Consider the following 20,130-nt stretch of genomic DNA (forward strand, 5'->3'; position numbering starts at 1 on the left):
GCTTGTTCTTATTTGCGGACCTTGAGGGCGAACAGCCCCTGCGGACGCACCATCAGGATCGCGACGATCGTCAGCAGCGTGATCACCTTGGCCATCGATCCCGACAGGAAGAACTCCAGCGTCGACTGGGTCTGCGAGATCGAGAAGGCCGAGGCGATGGTGCCGAACAGCGAAGCGGCACCGCCGAACACGACGACCAGGAAGGTGTCGACGATGTAGAGCTGGCCGGCGGTCGGCCCGGTCGATCCGATCATGGTGAAGGCCGAGCCGGCGATGCCCGCGATGCCGCAGCCGAGCCCGAACGTGTAGCGGTCGACCTTCTCGGTGTTGATGCCGACGGTACCCGCCATCACGCGGTTCTGCACCACCGCGCGCACCTGCTTGCCCCAGCTCGACCAGAACAGCACGTAGGCCACCGCGATCGTGATCAGGATGGTCAGCGCCATCACGAACATGCCGTTGATCGGAATCTGGATCGAGTCGGTCGCCTGCCAGGAGCCCATCATCCAGTCTGGCAGTTCGACGCCGACCTCGCGCGCGCCGAAGATCGAGCGATAGGCCTGCTGCAGGATCAGGCTGAGACCCCAGGTTGCGAGCAGCGTATCGAGCGGGCGCTTGTAGAGATGGCGGATCAGCGCCCACTCGACCAGCATGCCGAGCGCGCCGGAGGCGATGAACGCCAGGATCATCGCGATGAAGAAGTAGCCGGGGAACAGCCAAGGCGCGACGTGCTGCACAGTGTTCGACGTCATCCAGGTGACGTAGGCGCCGAGGATCATGAATTCGCCATGGGCCATGTTGATGACGCCCATCTGGCCGAAGATGATGGCGAGCCCGAGCGCCATCAGCACGTAGACGGAGAACAGGATGAGCCCGGCAAATCCTTGCATCGCCAGGATGGCGCCGAGATCGCTGATCGAATAGTCGCCGAACATTGTGATGCTCCGTCATTTCCAGGGGCATGCGCCGCGGCAAGGACGCGACGCCGGATCGTGGGCGCGGACGGTGCCGTCCACGCCGCGATGCGTTGTGGAACTTCGTAGCCCGGGTGAGCGGCAGCGATACCCGGGATGGTCCCGCATATCGCTCCGCTCATGCGGGCTACGGGTTCACTGGTAGCCCTTGGGGAACGGATCCGGCTCGACGAGATCGGCGGTCTCGTAGATCAGTTCATACTGGCCGTCGGCCTTGGCGCGCCCGACGCGAGTCTTCGACCAGAGGTGATGGTTCTCGTGGATGCGGACATAGCCTTCCGGCGCGCCCTTGAACTCGACGCCGGGAGATGCAGCCGCGACCTTGTCGATGTCGAAGGAGCCGGCCTTCTCCACCGTCAGCTTCCACAGCCATGGGCCGAGATAGGCCGCCTGCGTCACGTCGCCGATCACGGTCTTCTCGCCCCACATCTTCTTGAACGCGGGCACGAAGGCCTTGTTGTTCGCATTGTCGAGCGACTGGAAGTACTTCATGCAGGCATAGGCGCCCGCGATGTTCTCGCCGCCGATACCGTCGATCTCGTCCTCGGTGACCGAGATCGTCAGCAGCGTCTGCTTCGACAGGTCGATGCCGGCGGCCTTGAGCTGCTTGTAGAACGCGACGTTGGAGCCGCCGACGATGATCGCGTAGATCACGTCGGGTTTTGTCAATTTGATCTTGTTGATCACCGAGTTGAACTGGGTCGAGCCGAGCGGGAAGTATTCCTCGCCGACCACCTTGCAGCCCTGCAGATGGTTCTCGATGTGCTTGCGCGCGATCTTGTTCGAGGTGCGCGGCCAGATGTAGTCGGAGCCGAGCAGATAGAACGACTTCGCACCCTTGGTCTTGTTGACCCAGTCGAGGCCGGCGATGATCTGCTGCGTCGCCTCCTGCCCGGTGTAGATCACGTTCTTGGACTGCTCGAGACCTTCATAGAAGGTCGGGTAGTACAGCATGCCGTTGTACTGCTCGAACACCGGCAGCACCGCCTTGCGCGAGGCCGAGGTCCAGCAGCCCATCACCGCCGCGCATTTGTCGTTGACCAAGAGCTTCTTGGCCTTTTCCGCGAAGGTCGGCCAGTCGCTGGCGCCGTCTTCCTGGATGAACTTGATCTTGCGGCCGAGTACGCCGCCGGCGGCGTTGATCTGCTCGATCGCGAGCTTCTCGGCTTCGACCGATCCGGTCTCGGAGATCGCCATGGTGCCGGTGACCGAGTGCAGGATGCCGACGGTGACTTCGCTATCAGTGACTGCAAGGCCCGTGGTGTTGACCGCGGAAGTTGCGGGAACGTCCGCAAATGAGGGACGCGGCAGCATTGCAATAGCCGGCAAAGCGGCCATTCCCATCAAGAGCGTGCGCCGGAGCGGAGACTTCAGGCCTGGTTTGGTTTCGTCTGACATGAGCACCCCATCTGGTTCGAAAACGCTTACTGATGAGGCGAGGATTGCTCACTTTTGTGCAGCGCACTGATACGTGAGATTGCGTATACTGCACCGCAAAATAGCGACGTAGGTTTTGGTACGGGATTTGCCCGCGATCAGCGCATCGTGGACCAGGAGTTTGAACAAGTGGCAGGGCGGCAGCGGATCGACCGCGTCAGGCGCCAATACAATCAATGGGTCGCCAACCAGACCCTGGAAGACTACGCGCTGCGCTTCACCGCCAAGAGCGCGCGGCGCTGGTCAGCCGCCCGCGTCGCCAATACCGCGCTCGGCGCGATCTCGTTCCTCGCGCTGGAGGCGATCGGCGGCACCATTACCCTGAACTACGGCGCCATGAACGCATCGGCCGCGATCCTGGTCGTCAGCGTCATCATTTTCCTCTGCGGGCTGCCGATCGCCTACCATGCCGCGAAAAGCGGCATCGACATCGACCTGCTGACCCGCGGCGCCGGCTTCGGCTATATCGGCTCGACCATCACCTCGCTGATCTACGCTTCCTTCACCTTCATCTTCTTCGCGATCGAGGCCGTGATCCTGGCCAGCGCGCTCGACATGTGCTTCGGCATTCCGCGCCCGATCGGCTATCTGATCAGCGCCGTCGTGATCATTCCGCTGGTGATCTACGGCATCACGCTGATCAGCCGCTTTCAGCTCTGGACCCAGCCGCTCTGGATCATCCTCCACATCATGCCGTTCGCGGCGATCGCGTGGGCGAATCCGCATTCCTTCACCGAGTGGCGCAAATTCGCCGGCGACCATGGCGATCCCTCCGGCCATCTCGACCTGCTGCTGTTCGGGACCGCCGCCTCCGTGGTGTTCGCGCTGGTGGCGCAGATCGGCGAACAGGTCGACTTCCTGCGCTTTTTGCCGCGCGACCGCCGCACCTCGCGCAAGGCCTGGTGGATCGCGCTGCTCAGCGCCGGGCCCGGCTGGATCGTGCTCGGCGCGCTGAAATTGCTTGCCGGCTCCTTCCTCGCCTTCTTCGCGCTCAGCCACGGCGTCTCAGCCGAGCACGCCGCCGAGCCCGCCAGCATGTATCTGGAGGCCTTCCGCTACGTGCTGTCGCAGCCGGACCTGGCGATGGCGCTGACCGGCACTTTCGTGATCCTGTCGCAGGTCAAGATCAACGTCACCAATGCCTATGCCGGCTCGATCGCCTGGTCGAATTTCTTCTCCCGCCTCACCCACTCCCATCCCGGCCGCGTGGTGTGGCTGGTGTTCAACGTCGTCGTCGCGCTGCTGCTGATGGAGATCGGCGTCTACAAAGCGCTGGAGCAGACGCTTGCGCTCTATTCCAACGTTGCGATCGCCTGGGTCGGCGCGCTGGTCGCCGACCTCGTCGTCAACAAGCCGCTGGGCCTGCGCCCGCAGCACATCGAGTTCAAGCGCGCGCATCTCTGCGACATCAATCCGGTCGGCGTCGGCGCGATGACGATTGCGACCGTGGTCTCGATCAGCGCGTTCTACGGCCTGTTCGGGCCGACCGCAAAGGCGCTGTCCGCCTTCGTCGCGCTTGCGGTCGCCTTCATCGCAGCGCCCTTGATCGCCTGGGCGACCGACGGCAAGTACTACATCGCGCGCAAGCCGAAGCGGAGCTGGCGAGAGCTCGAACAGATCCAGTGCTGCATCTGCGAGCACGCGTTCGAACCCGAGGACATGGCCGCCTGCCCGGCCTATGCCGGTCCGATCTGCTCGCTGTGCTGCTCGCTCGACGCGCGCTGCCACGACCTCTGCAAGCCGCATGCGCGGATCGGCGTGCAGATTTCGGAAACACTCGGCAAGCTGATGCCGCAGCCGATCTACGCCCGCATCAATTCGCAGCTCGGGCATTATCTCGGCGTGTTTGCAGCCTCCTCCGGCCTCGTGGCGCTGGTCCTCGGCCTGATCTATCTGCAGACCTCGGCCGCGGTCCATGCCGACGAGTTGCTGGCCGACGTGCTCTGGAAGGTGTTCTTTGCACTGATCCTGATCATCGGCGTGGTCGCCTGGCTGTTCGTGCTGGCGCAGCAGAGCCGGCGCGCCGCGGAAGCGGAAACCCGGCGGCAGACCGCGCTCCTGATCCAGGAGATCGATGCCCACAAGCGTACGGATGCCGAGCTGCAGCGCGCCAAGGAGGTGGCGGAGTCTGCCAACCTCGCCAAGAGCCGCTATGTCGTCGGCCTCAGCCACGAGCTCCGCTCGCCGCTCAACGCGATCTCCGGCTACGCACAGTTGCTGGAGCAGGACGAGAGCCTTCAGGTCCGGCCGCGCGATCAGGTCCGGGTGATTCGCCGCAGCGCCGATCATCTGTCGGGACTGATCGACGGCATTCTCGATATCTCCAAGATCGAGGCCGGCCGGCTCTATCTGTCGCGCGACGAAGTCCGGCTGAACGACTTCCTCGAACAGCTCGTCGGCATGTTCCGCCTGCAGGCCGCGGCGAAAGGCATCGACTTCATATTCAGACGACCGGCGGTGCTGCCCGTCGTGGTCTATGCCGACGAGAAGCGGCTGCGGCAAATCCTGATCAACCTGCTCTCGAATGCGATCAAGTTCACCCAGACAGGACAGGTGCAGTTCGTGGTGCATTACCGCAGCCCGGTCGCCGAGTTCGAGGTGATCGATACCGGGCCGGGCATCCAGCCGGACGATCTCGAGCGGATTTTTGCGCCGTTCGAGCGCGGCGCGCTCGGCGTCGCGCAGCCCCAGACCGGCACGGGCCTGGGATTGACCATCAGCCGTCTGCTCGCGGGCGTGATGGGCGGCGACATCAAGGTCACCAGCACCGTCGGTAGAGGCAGCACGTTCCGCGTCAAACTCCTGCTCTCCGAGGTGACCAATCCGCGGCGCGAGGCGCCGGTCGACGCCCCCGTCTACGGCTATCACGGGCCGCGCAAGACCATCCTGATCACCGACGACGATCCGACGCACCGCGACCTGCTTCGCGAGGTGCTGGCGCCGCTCGGCTTCATCCTGCTGAGCGCGCCCGACGGGCCGGCCTGCCTCGCGCTGGCCCAGCACTGCCGTCCCGACCTGTTCCTGCTCGATATCTCCATGGCGGGGATGGACGGCTGGACCGTCGCCGAGACACTGCGCTCGGCTGGCCACCATCAGGCCCGCATCCTGATGATCTCGGCAAGCGCACTCGAAGCCCACGGCGCGCCGCTGGCCCAGCCGTTCCACGACGGTTATCTGATGAAGCCGATCGACATTCCGCGTCTGCTGGAAACCATCCGGCAGTTGCTCAGGATCGAATGGCAGTATCAGGCCGAGCCGGCCCCGCCCCCGCAGTGGAAGCCGGAAAGTGGTCCGCGCCCGCCGGTGCAATATGTCGAGGAGCTGATCGGCCTTGGCCAGCTCGGCTATGTCAGGGCGATCCAGCTCAAGCTCGATGAAATCGGCAGCGAGCAGCCCGAACACGCCGATTTCGTCGGTCAGATGCGTACGCTGATCGATCGTTTCGATCTCGATCAATTCATGGCGACGTTGAAGACATTGCACAGCTATGACCATTGAACAGAAGAAGCGCGACATTGCGCTCGTCGTCGACGACTCCCCGGAAACGTTGCGCCTGCTGACCGACGCGCTCGACGGCGCCGGCATGACCGTAATGGTCGCGCTCGACGGATCCTCGGCGATGCGGATCGTCGACCAGATCACGCCCGACATCGTGCTGCTCGATGCCGTGATGCCCGGCATGGACGGGTTCGAAACCTGCAAGCGGCTGAAGCGCGACGCCGGGCTCGACGGCGTGCCGATCATCTTCATGACGGGCCTCGCCGAAACCGAGCACATCGTGCGCGGCCTGGAGGCCGGCGGTGTCGACTATGTGACCAAGCCGATCGTGGTCGAGGAGATGCTGGCACGCATCCGCGTCCACCTCGCCAACGCACGGATGACGCAGAGCGCCCGCGCGGCGCTCGACGTCTCCGGCCGCTATCTACTCGCGGTCAACGGCGCCGGCAAGCTGCTGTGGGCGACGCCGCAGGCGCAGCGACTGCTGTTCGATACACTCGGCGATGCAGCGGACAATTTTGTGCTGACGGATCCGACGCCGCAATGGTTAGAACAGGCGCAAAAAGGCAAGGCAGGATCGAAGACCGCGACCGTAGCGTTACTCCCCGGCGACGAGCAGCTTCGGCTGCAATACATGGGCAAGCTCGGCGCAGACGAATTCCTGCTCCGGCTTGCCAAGGACACCAGCGGCGACATGCCGGCCGAGTTCTCCAGCGAGCTCGGTCTGACCACCCGCGAGGGCGAGGTGCTGTCTTGGCTCTCGAAGGGCAAGACCAACCGCGACATCGCGCAGATACTCGGCCTGAGCCCACGCACCGTCGACAAGCATCTCGAGCAGATTTATTCGAAACTCGGGGTCGACAATCGCACCGCAGCGGCCACGATCGCTGTCCGCGCGAAACAACGCAAGAGCTAACGCGCTGTTCGCCTGGTTGGCTACTCACGCACAAGCGACCTGCGCGGCAACGTCGGCCCCCGAGCGGAGCCGTCTAGTTCTGGGATTTTGGAGCGTCGCCCACCACCAGGGTCGGGGTCTCCCCGGCCGGATGCAGTGCAAATATGACCCGGCATCGAATCCCGCCGGGTAGCACCAAGCGCGGGTTTGGCAAGGCCAGCCGGACTCCGAACGTGCCGCTAGCGGCGTCATGCACGCGATCGACCACCGTGACAGTGGCAAGGTGCGTACCGCCGACAGGCGGTTCCGGCCGCACTTCGGCGTTGCTACCGATCCGGATCTGCCCGAAATATGCTGTCGGCACGAACACTTCGACTCGCAGCGGATCGATCTGCGCGAGCGTGAGAACCGGGCTCTGATCATTTCGATACTCGCCCGGCACCAGAAGGCGCTCGACCACCACGCCATCGATCGGGCTTCGCAATGTGCGCTGCTTCACGATCTCTTCCGCATGAACAACCTCGAGGCGCGCGATCTCCCTGGTGAGTTGCGCCTCCTTGAGCTGCTGCTCGGCAACCTGCACTTCCGCTTCCGCTTCCTGAAGCGACGCAAGAGGGCTGACGGCCCTGGCATGAAGCTGTGCCAGTCGCTCGTATTTGAGACGGAGGAACTGGACTCGAGCTTCCGCCGACTTCACCGGTGAATCATTTGTTGCCCGTGCGCGCGAAAGCGCCAGGGTTGCCGCCTCGACTCCATCCTCGATATTGCCGACGACCTGGCCTTGCCGAACGACGTCTCCTCGGTCGACGTCGAGCCGTGCAATCACCCCGACTGCCGCGCTCGCGAGCTTGACGACCTGTTGCGGCTCGATGACGCAATCGAACTCGCCCCTGTCTGCGGCTGGTATCGTTCGGGTCTGCGACATCGCGGCAGCGGTGGCAAGGACGCTCCCCAACGGGACAATCAGGCGCAAAACCAAGCCAACCATGCGCTGAGTCTTGCCAAAAGCCCTACCAATTGAAAGCACCGCGCGGCCTCCAACAGTTTTCGCACCTTGCTCGTAAGCTAACGCGTATGGAATGCGTGGGCGATGCCCTCTCGCGGGGAACACTATACGGATGGAGTACCTCCGGAGGGGAGTATTCTTCGCGCTGCGCTGTGATGATTAAGCTCCAGCCCCGGCGACAGGGCATGGCGGCCACCCGCTTTAATCGAAATCGCGAGTGGCGTAGCGGCAAGGTCATCTGTCGGCCGGTTTGGTAGGCAGCAAATGTCTGAACCGGACGCGAGCCGATTGGCGAACGAAGGCCTCGGCCTGCAACTGCGGCGCGTCCCTGTCGATCCGGCCACGTCGCCGCACTGGCGTGGATTGCTGGATGCAAGAGACGAAGCCGCATTTGGCTCCGCCTGGCTGGCGCTGCAATGCAGCCGCTTGCCCGGCGTGGCCGGCGGCCTGTTGCTGATCCGGCAGGCCGATGCAGCCGCGCCCCACCTGACGGTGACGTGGCCGCCGCGCGACCTTGATGCGAGCGATTTGTCGCGATTTGCGGAAACGGCGTATGCCGAGCGCCGCATGGTCGTTGGGCCCGGCCGCGTGGGCTCCGATACCAGCTCGGCCCACCCCGTGGCCCTTGTCGTAGCGGTGCCGCTTGGCTTCGCGAAAGGTCCCTTTGCAGCGGCAGCCATCGCCTTGACGACGACGGCGGGCAAGCCGGTGCTCACCCCCGAAATCATCGCCGATCGGTTGCGATGGGAAGCGGGTTGGCTTGAAACACTACCTTGGGCAAGGCTAGCCGGGGATCTTTCATCCGACGTGACGCGGGCAGCCTCGTGCCTTGATCTTCTCGCCGCGGTCGGGGCGCAGCCGCGGCTGCGCGGAATGGCGATCGCGGTCACGAACGAGCTCGCCACCCGCCTGTCCTGCGATCGCGTGTCCTTGGGCATCGTTCGGCGAAATGGCGCGGTTCGCCTGCGCGCGGTCTCGCACTCCGCCGGCTTCAGGCGAGACAATCGCCTGGCCGACGCGATCGAGGATGCGATGGACGAGGCGATCGAGCAGCGCGGCACCGTCGCCTATCCTGTGCTGCCCGCAATGGAGCGCGCCGTGACGATTGCCCAGCGGGCGCTGGCCGAGAGCGTAAAAGCCCCCGGCGCGTCGGCGATGACCGCCGTGCTGGTCGACGGTCGCGGCAAGCCGATCGGCGCACTCACCTTCGAACGTCACCGCAACGAGCCCTTTACGGCAGAAACATTGAAACTGGCCGAAGCCATCACCTCGCTACTGGGTCCTCAACTCGGCCTGTTGCTGCGAGCGAACCGGTTGGTGGCCGGACGGCTGGCAGATCGCGTCGGCGATGCATGTCAGGCGCTGTTCGGCGCACGCCGTCCGGTGCTCAAGCTCGGCGCTCTCGCCATCGTTGTACTCGCGCTGACCCTGCCCTTTGCCGAGGGCGAGCATCGCGTCACTGCAAAGTCGGTGCTCGAAGCCGAGGTGCAGCGGGCGGCGGTCGCTCCGTTTGACGGATTCGTGCGGTCAGCAGCGGTTCGGGCCGGCGACACCGTACAAGGCGGCGATCTTCTGGCCGCGCTCGACGATCGCGATCTGGTTCTCGATCGTTTGAAATGGCGTGCCGAACGCGACAAATTGCTTCAACGCCAGCGTGAGGCGCTTGGCAAGCACGACCGTAGCAGCCTTGCCGTCCTCGATCCGCAGATCCGGCAAGCCGAATCGCAACTCGCATTGGCTGAGGAGAAGCTTGCGCGCGCCCGTATTATTGCTCCGTTCGACGGCATCGTCGTCTCCGGAGACCTAAGCCAGATGCTCGGATCGCCAATCGAGAAAGGAAAGGTGCTGTTCGAAATTGCGCCACTTGAATCTTATCGCTTGATCGTACAGGTCGACGAACGCGACGTTCGCTATGTCGCCGTCGGACAAAACGGCACCGTCGCGTTCGCGGGACGGCCCGGCGACCCGGTGCCGATCACGTTGAACAAGATCACGCCGGTCACGGTCGCCGAGGAAGGCCGCAATTCGTTCCGGGTCGAGGCGGGCCTGTCGGGATCAGGACTGCAGCTGCGATCGGGTATGGAGGGCGTGGCCAAGGTCAAAGCGGGCCGACGGTCGATCGTATGGATCTGGATGCATCCAGTTGTCGATTGGCTGCGCCTCGCGGCGTGGAGGTACCTGCCGTGAGATTGTCGACATGACCGCCGGCCCGTTCCTGAGTTCGTCATGGTATCGCGTCGCGTTGCGCAAACCCAGGCTTCGCGAGCATACCTCGATCGGCCGGCATCGCTATCGCGGTAGCGTCTGGTATGTCATTCAGGATCATGCGACCGGACGCGTGCACCGACTGTCACCGGCAGGGTACATGATCGTTGCCGCAATGGACGGCGTGCGGACCGTCGATCAGCTCTGGCTGGAAGCAGGCTCCTATCTCGGAGAGGAGGCACCCAGCCAAGGCGACGTCATCCAGCTGCTAGCCGAGCTCAATGCTTGCGACCTGCTGCAGACCGATGTGACGCCAGACCCGGACGCGCTGGAACAGCGCGCGGCCCGGGCCGGACGATCCGGATGGCTCGCCAATGCGCTTTACCCGTTGGCACTACGGATTCCGCTCTGGCACCCCGACAGGTTTTTCGAGCGCGCAAGGCCGCTCGCACACTGGCTGTTCGGCGTGCCGGGCACCCTGCTGTGGCTTATTGTGGTGCTGCCGGCGCTGGTACTGGCGGCACAGCACTGGCAGGAGCTCGGCGCCGACGCTTCCGACCGCATCCTGGCGGCCGAAAACCTTCTCCCGCTAGCCCTGATCTACATTGTACTCAAGATCCTGCACGAATTTGGCCACGGATTCGCGGTCAAGGCGTTTGGCGGCGCAGTCCAGGAGTTTGGGCTGATGATCCTGGTGTTCGCGCCGCTGCCATATGTTGACGCCTCGACCGCGGCGGGATTCCGCAACAAGTGGCATCGCGCGCTTGTCGGCGCTGCCGGAATGATCGTCGAAGTGTTCTTCGCCGCGCTGGCGCTTTATGTCTGGCTCGCGGTCGAGACCGGCCTCGTTCGAGCCCTGGCGTTCGACGCCATGGTGATCGCCGGCGTTTCGACCGTGGTGTTCAACGGCAACCCGCTGCTGCGGTATGACGGCTATTATATTCTTGCCGATCTGCTGGAAACCCCGAACCTGGCACAGCGGGCCACGCGGTACTGGGGCCATCTGGTCGACCGATACGTGTTTCGCACGGATGGATCGAAGGACTTTGTCGCGAGCGACGGCGAGCGGGCGTGGCTGCTGCTCTACGCGCCGGCCGCCTTCGTGTATCGCCAGATCGTGATGCTGACGATCGCAGTCTTCGTCGCGTCACAATATCTCGCCGTCGGTATCGGTATCGCGGTCTGGAGCCTGCTGACAGGTGTCGTCCGGCCGATCGGCAAAGCGCTGTGGTTCGTGCTCGCGAGCCCGCGCCTTCAGCGCAACCGCTCCCGAGCCGTCGGCGCGACGCTCGCCACGATTCTGGCCGCCGGGTTTGTGCTGTTCTGGGTTCCGGCGCCATCGTACACCACGACCGAAGGCGTGGTTTGGCTGCCGGAGAATGCGATTGTGCGCGCAGGAGCCGACGGCTTCGTGCGCGCCCTGGCGATCCAGCCAGGCAGCCTCGTGACCTCAGGAGAAAAACTGGTCGAAAGCGAAGATCCCGCGCTCGTGACCGGGCTCGAAATCCTGCGCGCGCGCGTCGCTGAGCTCGAGGCGAAGCTTGCCACCGAGCGCTTCACCGACCGTGCGCGCGCCGAGATCACGACCACTGAACTGGATCAGGCCCGCGCCGAACTCTCGACCGCGGCCGATCGCGTCGACCGCCTCATCGTCCGCAGTCGCAGTGACGGCACCTTCGCCGTGATGAAGGCGGAGGACCTGGCCGGACGCTTTCTGCGCGAGGGTCAGCAGATTGGTTACGTTCTCGCGTCGGGTTCGTGCATCGTGCGGGCCACGATATCTCAATCCGACATAGATCTCGTTCGTCACAGATTGCGGAGGGCCTCGGTTGTCCTTTCCGAGCGCCTTGATGAAATTCTGGCCGCGGAGATCATCCGCGAGGTGCCGGCCGGGCATGACGACCTTCCCAGCAAGGCGCTGGGTGGCGCCGGCGGTGGCGCCGTCGCCGTCAATCCCGGAGATCCGCACGGCACGAAGGCGCTTCAACGCGTCTTCCAGGTTGACATCGCTCTGCCCGGCAACGCAGCAGCGTCCGCCTTCGGCAGCCGCGCCTATGTCCGCTTCGACTATGACTGGGAACCGGCTGGCCAACAAATCCTGCGACGATTGCAGCAGCTGCTGCTTTCGCAACTGCAGATCTGAGGCCACGCGCATGTCGCTTTCGCTCGGCCCACGACAGATCAACAGCTTCTGTTCGGTGTCGGCAGACGCACCCTATGTGGAGAGGTCCGCCTGCAAGGAAACCGGATTCGATACCGCACTGCTCGGCGCCTGGGGTCGGATCTCGCCCCGCCTGCCGTTGGCGCTTTCACGTAACCGGCTCTGGCGCTTTGCGCGGCAGGTGGGGGAACTGGAACCGCAGCTGGTCACCTTGACAGACCGCCGCCTGCGTGACTTCGCCGACGATCTGCGCCCGCGGATGCTCTCGGCAAGCCTTTATTCGCATGAGATGGCCACCTCCTTCGCGCTTGCGCGCGAGGCGGCGCGCAGGCACGTCGGGATGCGCCACTTTCCGGTTCAGTTGCTCGGCGGAGCCGCCATGATGAGCGGCGCCCTCGCCGAAATGGAGACCGGTGAAGGCAAGACTTTGACGGCGCTGCTACCGGCGATCACCGCTGTGTTGATGGGCCGCCCAGTCCATATCATCACGGTGAACGACTATCTCGCGCGCCGCGACGCCGAGCAGCTCGCACCTGTCTACAATGCCCTTGGCCTCACAGTTGGACTTGTCGAGCAAGGTCAGCCCCCGCAGCAACGGCAACGCGCCTACGCAAGCGACGTCACCTATTGCACCAACAAGGAGCTCGTATTCGACTACCTGCGCGATCGCCTCGCGCTCGGCTCTCGTCGCGCGCGCGCACAACTCGCCGTCGACGGCATCTTCAACAGCCGACTTGCGGGCCACCACCAGCCCCTCCTGCGCGGCCTGCATTTCGCGATCGTGGACGAAGCCGACAGCCTGCTGATCGACGAGGCGCGCGTGCCGCTGATTCTCGCCGGAACGCAGGATGGCGCCGAAAACGCCGGCGGCCTCTATGAGACCGCGCTCGGTATCGCCCGACGTCTGGCAGCCGGCGAGGAGTTCGCTCTGCGCGCAAACGAAAAGTCGATCCAGCTGACCGCACCTGGCAAAGCCCGGATCGCCCTGCTCGCTGCCGGACTACCCGGCCTGTGGGCGATGCGGCGCGCGCGCGAGGAGCTGGTGCAACACGCGCTCGCCGCGCTTCACCTGTACCGGCGCGATGTCCAATACATCGTTGCCAACGGCAAGGTCCAGATCGTCGACGAATACACCGGGCGCGTCATGCCCGACCGTTCATGGGAAAGCGGCATTCATCAGCTGATCGAAGCCAAGGAGCATTGCGCGATCACGGAACGCCGCAGGACGCTTGCCCAGATCACCTACCAGCGGTTCTTTCGGCGCTACATGCATCTTTGCGGCATGACCGGAACCGCGATCGAGCCAGCGGGAGAGCTCTACGGCACCTATGGCTTGCGCGTGGTGCGCATCCCCACGAACAAGCCACTACGGCGGACGAATTCGGGCACGCGCGTGTTTCGAACCGCTGAGCTCAAATGGAACGCAGTGGTCGAATCGGTTTCCGAGACGCTGCGCGCCGGCCGCGCCGTGCTTGTCGGCACCCGTTCGGTCGAGGCTTCCGAGCATGTTGCGGAATTGCTCCGCAGATCCGGGCTCGAGCCCGTGGTGCTCAACGCCCGGCAGGATCGCGCCGAAGCCCGCATCGTCGAGCTTGCTGGTCAACCCGGGCGCATCACGGTCGCCACCAACATGGCAGGCCGCGGCACAGACATTCAGTTACATCCGGCCGTGCGCGACGCCGGCGGCTTGCATGTCATCTTGACGGAATACCACGAATCCCGCCGCATCGACCGCCAGCTCTTCGGGCGGGCCGGCCGTCAGGGCGATCCCGGCAGCTACGAATCCATCGTGGCTATCGATGACGAGATCTTCCGACGCTTCGTGAACGCCGAGCTGCTGCGCTTGGTCGGCAAAGGATGGAAATCGGATCAGCCAATTTCTGCTTTGAGCGGACGCACGCTGCGCGGCTATAGCCAGCACGCAGCCGAGCGCCTGCATGGCCGGGCCCGACGGGCCGCGCTGGCGGAGGATCTGCGCATCAACAGGATTCTCGGTTTCGCCGGCACTGAATGAGATCGCCTAACGCTTTGACAATACTAGAGCATCCGAAAGTTGGCACGATCGAGGTACTCCTTATGCGCCGCAAGCGAATATCGCGGGAGAACGTATCATTCGCGTTTGACGCGACAGCACAATCGATACGCGAATAATCAGGTCACACTACTGAATGAGACAGTGTGCCCAATCCCAGGCAGGATTGGGAACGCTGTGTTGTTCGATCGTCCACTCGTTGCGCTAGGAGGGCACAATGTCGATTGCTCGGGACATTGTCAGTCGATTGACGCAACGACTCACCCATCGCAGCAGCGGACGCGCCCAAGAGCCAAGCGGTGAGAACAACGGCGCCAATCGCCCCTCGCAAATCCTCTTTGAAACTCTTGAGCCCCGACTGCTGCTCGCCGCAGATCCCCTTGGCATCACGGCAGGTTACGCGTTCAACGAGGCCTCGGGACCCACCACGGCGGATGCATCGGGGCACGGGATCGTCGGGACGCTCACCAACGGCCCGACCTTCACGGCCGGAAAATACGGCAATGCAATCGCCCTCGATGGCACCAACGACTTCGTCAATCTCGGCAATCCCACCGCGCTGCAGTTTACCGGCAGCATGACCATCAGTGCCTGGGTTTTCGCCAGTTCGTTCCCCGGGGATGATGCGGCGGTCGTGTCCAAACGCACCAGCAGCGAGTCTGGCTACCAGCTTGACCTGACAGCCGACACCGGCGTGCGCACCATCGGCTTCAAGCTGACCAGCAGTTCCGGCGGCACGATGTTCCGCTACGGCGCCACGGCGCTGCAGACCAACACCTGGTATCACATCGCCGGGGTCTACAACGCGGCAACCCAGACGCTGAACGTCTATCTCAACGGCGTGCTCGATAACGGCCAGTTGCTGGGCACGGTCACCAATTCCCAGCAGAACTCCACGGCCAATGTGAACATCGGCCGTCGGGCGGGCGCCACCGGCTTCGAATTCCCGGGCCGCATCGACGACGTCCGTATTGCCGATCATGCTCTCACGCAGGACCAGATCCAGACCGACATGGTCACGCCGCTTGGCGGGACCACGCCGCCACCGTCCGATACGACGCCGCCGAACGTTTCGCTGACGCCGCCGGCAACCATCGTATCCGGCACGGTGAACCTTGCGGCGACCGCCTCCGACAACGTCGGCGTTGCCGGCGTTAAATTCCTGCTCGACGCCAACACCCAGATTGGCGCCGAAGACACGACGTCACCCTACGGGGTTTCCTGGAACACAACGACCGCATCGAACGGCATCCATTCGCTTACCGCACAGGCACGCGACGCCGCCACCAACGTGGCGATCTCGACAGCGTTCACGGTCACCGTCGACAATCAGGCGCCGACCGGAACAGTCGTCATAAACGGGAATGCGGCGGCCACCAACAACACCGCCGTCACGCTTACGCTCAGTGCGAGCGACGCAGTGACCTCCGTCACGCAAATGCGTTTCTCCAACAACGGCACGTCCTATTCGACGGCAGAACCCTTTGCACCCACCAAGGCGTGGACGTTGCAGAACACGGTCGGCACCAAGACGGTCTATGTCCAGTTCAGGGACGCGGCCGGCAACTGGTCGGCCGCCGCCACCGACACCATCATTCTCGACAAGACTGCACCGACGATATCCGGGCAGACCGCGACGAATCTTACGGGGACCACCGCACAAGTCACCTGGACCACCAACGAGGCTGCGACGTCCCGCGTCGAATACGGATTGACCACCAGCTACGGATCATCGACGACGCTCGACCCAGCTCTCGTGACGGCGCACAGCGTCGCGCTGACCGCTCTTGCTCCCAACACCACGTACAACTATCGCGTCCGCTCGATCGACGCTGCCGGCAACGAACAAATCGGCTCGAACGGTACGTTCAAGACGGCTGCAGCTCCCGATACCATACCGCCGTCGACCCCCACCGGTCTCACCGCCACTGCGGTTTCGTCGACCCAGATCAACCTTTCGTGGAACCCGTCCACGGACAACGTTGCAGTGACCGGCTATCAGATCTTCCGCGGCGGAACGCAAATCGGCACGTCGACGACGACGTCCTTCAGCAACACCGGCCTGTCGCCCGGCACGACGTACAGCTATACGGTGCGCGCGGTCGACGCGGCCGCCAATCCGTCCGGACAATCGCAGCCCGCCAGCACCACGACGCTCACGCCCGACACGACGTTGCCGACCGCGACGATCACCGCCCCGACCGGATCGGCCACGGTTTCCGGGACGATCGCAATCCGCGCCAATGCATCCGACAACGTCGGAGTGAGCGGCGTGACTTTCCTGGTGGATAACGTCGTGGTCGGCGGAGGCGAAGACACGACGTCTCCCTACAGCGTCAACTGGGACACCACCTCGGTACCGAACGGCATTCACACGATTATCGCGCGTGCACGCGATACGTCGGGTAACACGGGCGATTCCCTGCCCGTCAGCATAACCGTAACCAATACCCAGCTATCCGGTTTAGTCGCCGCCTACTCGTTCGATGAGGCGACGGGAGCCGCCATCGATGCCTCGGGCCAGGGCAATACGGCGACGCTCAACAACGGAGTTGCCCGGGTACCCGGCAAGAACGGATCGGCCGCGAGTTTTGACGGACTGAACGACTTCATTACGATTCCGAACTCTGCCTCGACCAACTTTTCCGGCAATGCCCTTACGCTGTCGATGTGGATCAATCCCCAACCCCTCGCGAGCGGAGATTCCGTCGTCCTCGGAAAGTTCTGGAACACGACGATGGCGTCGCCCTACTACCAGTACGGGCTGGAGCTGAGCGGCGGCAACAAGACTGACTTCCTCGTCGGGACGGCGAGCGGACCGCTCATCGCCAGTGGGGGCACGACGCTGCCCTACAACCAGTGGACTCACCTTGCGATCACCTTCGACGGCGCGCAGGTCAGGACCTACGTCAACGGCACGCTTGTCAATACGCAAGCGCTCGTCGGGACCATTACGGCTCGCGGCAATTCGATGAACATCGGTGCGGATGCCTCGACGGGGCAGTTCTACCATGGAGCGCTCGACGACGTGCGCATTTACAGTCGCGTGCTCACACAGGCACAGGTCCAAACCGACATGGCAACGCCAGTCGGTGGGACGATCGTCGGAGCGCCGCAGGTTCTGATCGACTTCCCCGCCAATGGGGCCCAGGTGGGCGGCATCGTCAACGTGACGGCCGACGCGACCGACGACACCGGCATCGCCAGTGTTCAGTTCTATGTCGACAATGTCGCGATGGGCCCACCGGACACCACCGATCCCTACGCGCTGGCATGGGATACGCGCGCGACGAGCAACGGCGCGCATACTCTGACGGCGCTCGCGACCGACATCGACGGTCATTCGACCATGTCGGCGCCAATTTCCGTCAACGTCGCGAACAGCAGCTTTTTCCAGAACACGATTCTGGCCACCGGCTTCAATCTGCCGACCGCGATCAAGTTCCTTCCCGATGGCCGCATGCTCGTGGTTGAGCTCGCCGGCACGATCAAGGTGCTGCCGCCGCCCTACACGACGCCAAGCGCCACGCCTTTCCTGCAACTCACCAATATCGGCTCGGCAGGCGTGCAACAGGGAATCTACGACATCGCGCTCGATCCCAACTTCGCCACCAATCACTACTACTACATTTTCTACACGCTGGGGACGCCGAACGTCGATCGCTTCTCGCGCTTCACCGCGAATGCGACCCTGACCGGGACAATCGCAGGCTCCGAATTCGTCATCTATCAGGATGGCGAGACCGCCAATGCCGAACATCACGGCGGCTCGATCAACTTCAGCAACGACGGAAAGATCCTGCTGACGACCGGCGAGCATTTCAACGCCAGCGAGGCCCAGGACCTCACCAAGCCGCGCGGCAAGATCCTGCGCTACAATATGGACGGCACCATACCGACGGACAATCCGTTCTATGACGGCGCCGGGCCGAACTTCGACGCGATCTGGGCGCTCGGTCTGCGCAACCCCTACCGCGCCTATTACGACGCGCCGACCGGGCGCCTCATCATCGGCGACGTCGGTGGCAACGACTATTCGACCGCGATCGAGGAAGTCGATATTGGTGCCAGGGGAGCCAACTACGGCTGGCCGAACGTCGAAGCGCCGAACAACAATCCCGCTTACACGGCGCCGGCCTACTACTATCCGCACAATGGACGCGATGCGGCGATCACCGGCGGCTTTGTCTATCACGGCACCCAGTTCCCCGCCTCCTATCAAGGCAGCTATTTCTTTGCCGACTACACTCAAAACTGGATCAAGCGACTGACGTTCGACGCCAATGGCAACGTCACCGGCGTGTTCAACTTCGAGCCGGCCGATGGCTCGGTCGACGGCCCGTATGGCGACATCGTCTATATGACCGAAGGTCCCGACGGCGCCCTCTACTATGTCGACCTCGGCTACTCGGATATCAGCGGGACTTTCGGCGTCAGCAAGATACGCCGCATCGACTTCATCAATTCCGACCTTCCTCCGGTGGCCTCCGCTTCGGCATCGCCCGTGCAAGGCCAGGCCCCGCTCACCGTCAGCTTCTCCAGCAGCGGCTCATCCGATCCGGAAGGCCAGCCGCTCTCCTATCTGTGGAATTTCGGCGATGGCGTCACCTCGACGCAGGCCAACCCGTCGCACACCTATGCGGTCAGCGGCCCCTATCAAGCCCGGCTCACGGTTTCCGACGGGGTCAATTCGACGCTTTCGACGCCGCTTGCAATCAGCGTTGGTAACGCTCCGCTCGTCAACATCCTTTCGCCGACCAACGGCGCAATATTCCGCGCGGGGGATGTCATCACGTTCAGCGGCAGCGCGACTGACGCCGAGGATGGCACGCTGCCCGCCAGCGCGTATACCTGGAATATCGACTTCCTCCATGAAGGTCACGTTCATCCGGGTACACCGATCACCGGCGTGACCAGCGGCACATTCACCATCCCGACCAGCGGTCACGACTTCAGTGGCTTCACCCGCTACCGGATATCGCTGACGGTCACGGACTCCAGCGGACTGCAGTCCACCCAATCGGTCATCATCTTCCCCGATAAGGTCAACCTCGAGTTCGCCACTCTTCCAGCCGGCGTCACGCTGTACCTTGACGGTATCGCGCACACGGCACCCTTCACCTACGACACGCTGATCGGCTTCCACCACGAAATCGAAGCGCGCAACGCAACGGTCGGAACGACCACCTACAACTTCGTCTCCTGGTCGGACGGCGGCGCGCAGGATCACGTGATCACCGTTCCGGTCGGAGGCGCGGCCTATACCGCGACATACAATGCGGTCACGGCGCCGGTGCCGCTGGCATTCGTGCAAGTGAACGCGGCCGTGCCGCAAACGAACCAGACTCAGGTCTCGGTGGCCTACGCCAAGCCTCAGGTCGTGGGAGACCTGAACATCCTCGTCGTCGGCTGGAACAACACCACCTCAAACGTGACCTCAGTCACCGATTCAGCGGGCAATGTCTACCAGCTCGCGGTTCCGACCGTGCGCGGAAGCGGCATCAGCCAGGCCATCTACTACGCCAAGAACATCAAAGCGGCCGCGGCCGGGACCAATACCGTGACGGTGACTTTCAGCGCGTCCACGCAGTTCGTCGATCTCCGCGCGCTGGAGTACAGCGGTCTTGATCTGGCCAACCCATTCGATGTCGGCACTTCGGCGTCGGGGACCAGCAATTCAGCCAACAGCGGTGCAGTTACGACCACAACGGCCCATGAACTGGTCTTCGCCGCCGGCACGACAATCGGCGGGTTCAGCGGAGCAGGAACGGGCTTTACGTCGCGCATCATTACCTCGCCCAACGGTGACATCGCTGAAGACCGGTTCGTGACCGCGACGGGATCCTACAGCGGCATCGCTCCGCTCGGAGGCTCCGCGGCATGGGTGATGCAGGTCGCGACCTTCAAGGCGGTGGGCTGAAT

Annotated in this window: 9 protein-coding genes; 6 read left to right on the forward strand and 3 right to left on the reverse strand. The window is 63.6% G+C overall.

Annotation, left to right across the window (positions count from 1 at the left end; genetic code table 11):
* Positions 1 to 8 precede the first annotated feature (8 nt).
* Both urtB and urtA read right to left on the reverse strand, forming a co-directional pair.
* Complete coding sequence (gene urtB / locus XH93_RS33455; RefSeq protein WP_194470736.1) at positions 9 to 935, reverse strand: urea ABC transporter permease subunit UrtB; 927 nt, start codon at positions 933 to 935, stop codon at positions 9 to 11.
* A 174-nt stretch (positions 936 to 1,109) separates the two neighbouring features.
* The gene (gene urtA / locus XH93_RS33460) at positions 1,110 to 2,372 is read right to left on the reverse strand and encodes an urea ABC transporter substrate-binding protein (RefSeq protein ID WP_194470737.1); all 1,263 of its coding nucleotides are present in this window, start codon (positions 2,370 to 2,372) and stop codon (positions 1,110 to 1,112) included.
* A 168-nt stretch (positions 2,373 to 2,540) separates the two neighbouring features.
* Here urtA and XH93_RS33465 point away from each other — a divergent pair, with 168 nt between their 5' ends.
* Both XH93_RS33465 and XH93_RS33470 read left to right on the forward strand, forming a co-directional pair.
* Positions 2,541 to 5,909, forward strand: a complete 3,369-nt coding sequence (locus XH93_RS33465) for an ATP-binding protein (protein WP_194470738.1) — start codon at positions 2,541 to 2,543, stop codon at positions 5,907 to 5,909.
* Positions 5,899 to 6,825, forward strand: coding sequence for a response regulator transcription factor (locus tag XH93_RS33470; protein WP_194470739.1), 927 nt, complete (start codon positions 5,899 to 5,901; stop codon positions 6,823 to 6,825). Before XH93_RS33465 ends, XH93_RS33470 begins: the two co-directional genes overlap by 11 nt.
* A gap of 73 nt (positions 6,826 to 6,898) precedes the next feature.
* Here the strand turns inward: XH93_RS33470 and XH93_RS33475 are convergent, their stop codons facing one another.
* On the reverse strand, positions 6,899 to 7,792 hold the full coding sequence (locus XH93_RS33475) for an efflux RND transporter periplasmic adaptor subunit (protein WP_194470740.1): 894 nt from the start codon (positions 7,790 to 7,792) through the stop codon (positions 6,899 to 6,901).
* Between the two features lie 282 nt (positions 7,793 to 8,074).
* On the opposite strand from XH93_RS33475, the gene XH93_RS33480 reads away from it, so the two are divergent.
* The 4 genes from XH93_RS33480 to XH93_RS33495 all read left to right on the forward strand — a co-directional run bounded on the left by XH93_RS33480 (position 8,075) and on the right by XH93_RS33495 (position 20,128).
* Positions 8,075 to 9,997 carry an HlyD family efflux transporter periplasmic adaptor subunit gene (locus XH93_RS33480; protein WP_194470741.1) on the forward strand — a complete coding sequence of 641 codons (1,923 nt, stop codon included), beginning with the start codon at positions 8,075 to 8,077 and terminating at the stop codon, positions 9,995 to 9,997.
* Between the two features lie 10 nt (positions 9,998 to 10,007).
* Positions 10,008 to 12,158 (forward strand): peptidase M50, encoded by a 2,151-nt coding sequence (locus XH93_RS33485; RefSeq protein WP_194470742.1) that lies wholly within the window; start codon positions 10,008 to 10,010, stop codon positions 12,156 to 12,158.
* A gap of 10 nt (positions 12,159 to 12,168) precedes the next feature.
* Entirely contained in the window at positions 12,169 to 14,190 is a 2,022-nt protein-coding gene (locus XH93_RS33490; protein WP_194470743.1) for a DEAD/DEAH box helicase, read from the forward strand.
* A 235-nt stretch (positions 14,191 to 14,425) separates the two neighbouring features.
* On the forward strand, positions 14,426 to 20,128 hold the full coding sequence (locus XH93_RS33495; RefSeq protein WP_194470744.1) for a LamG-like jellyroll fold domain-containing protein: 5,703 nt from the start codon (positions 14,426 to 14,428) through the stop codon (positions 20,126 to 20,128).
* Positions 20,129 to 20,130: the final 2 nt, after the last annotated feature.

Origin of the sequence: Bradyrhizobium sp. CCBAU 51753, assembly GCF_015291565.1 — a bacterium.
In the GTDB taxonomy this organism is placed as follows: domain Bacteria; phylum Pseudomonadota; class Alphaproteobacteria; order Rhizobiales; family Xanthobacteraceae; genus Bradyrhizobium; species Bradyrhizobium ivorense.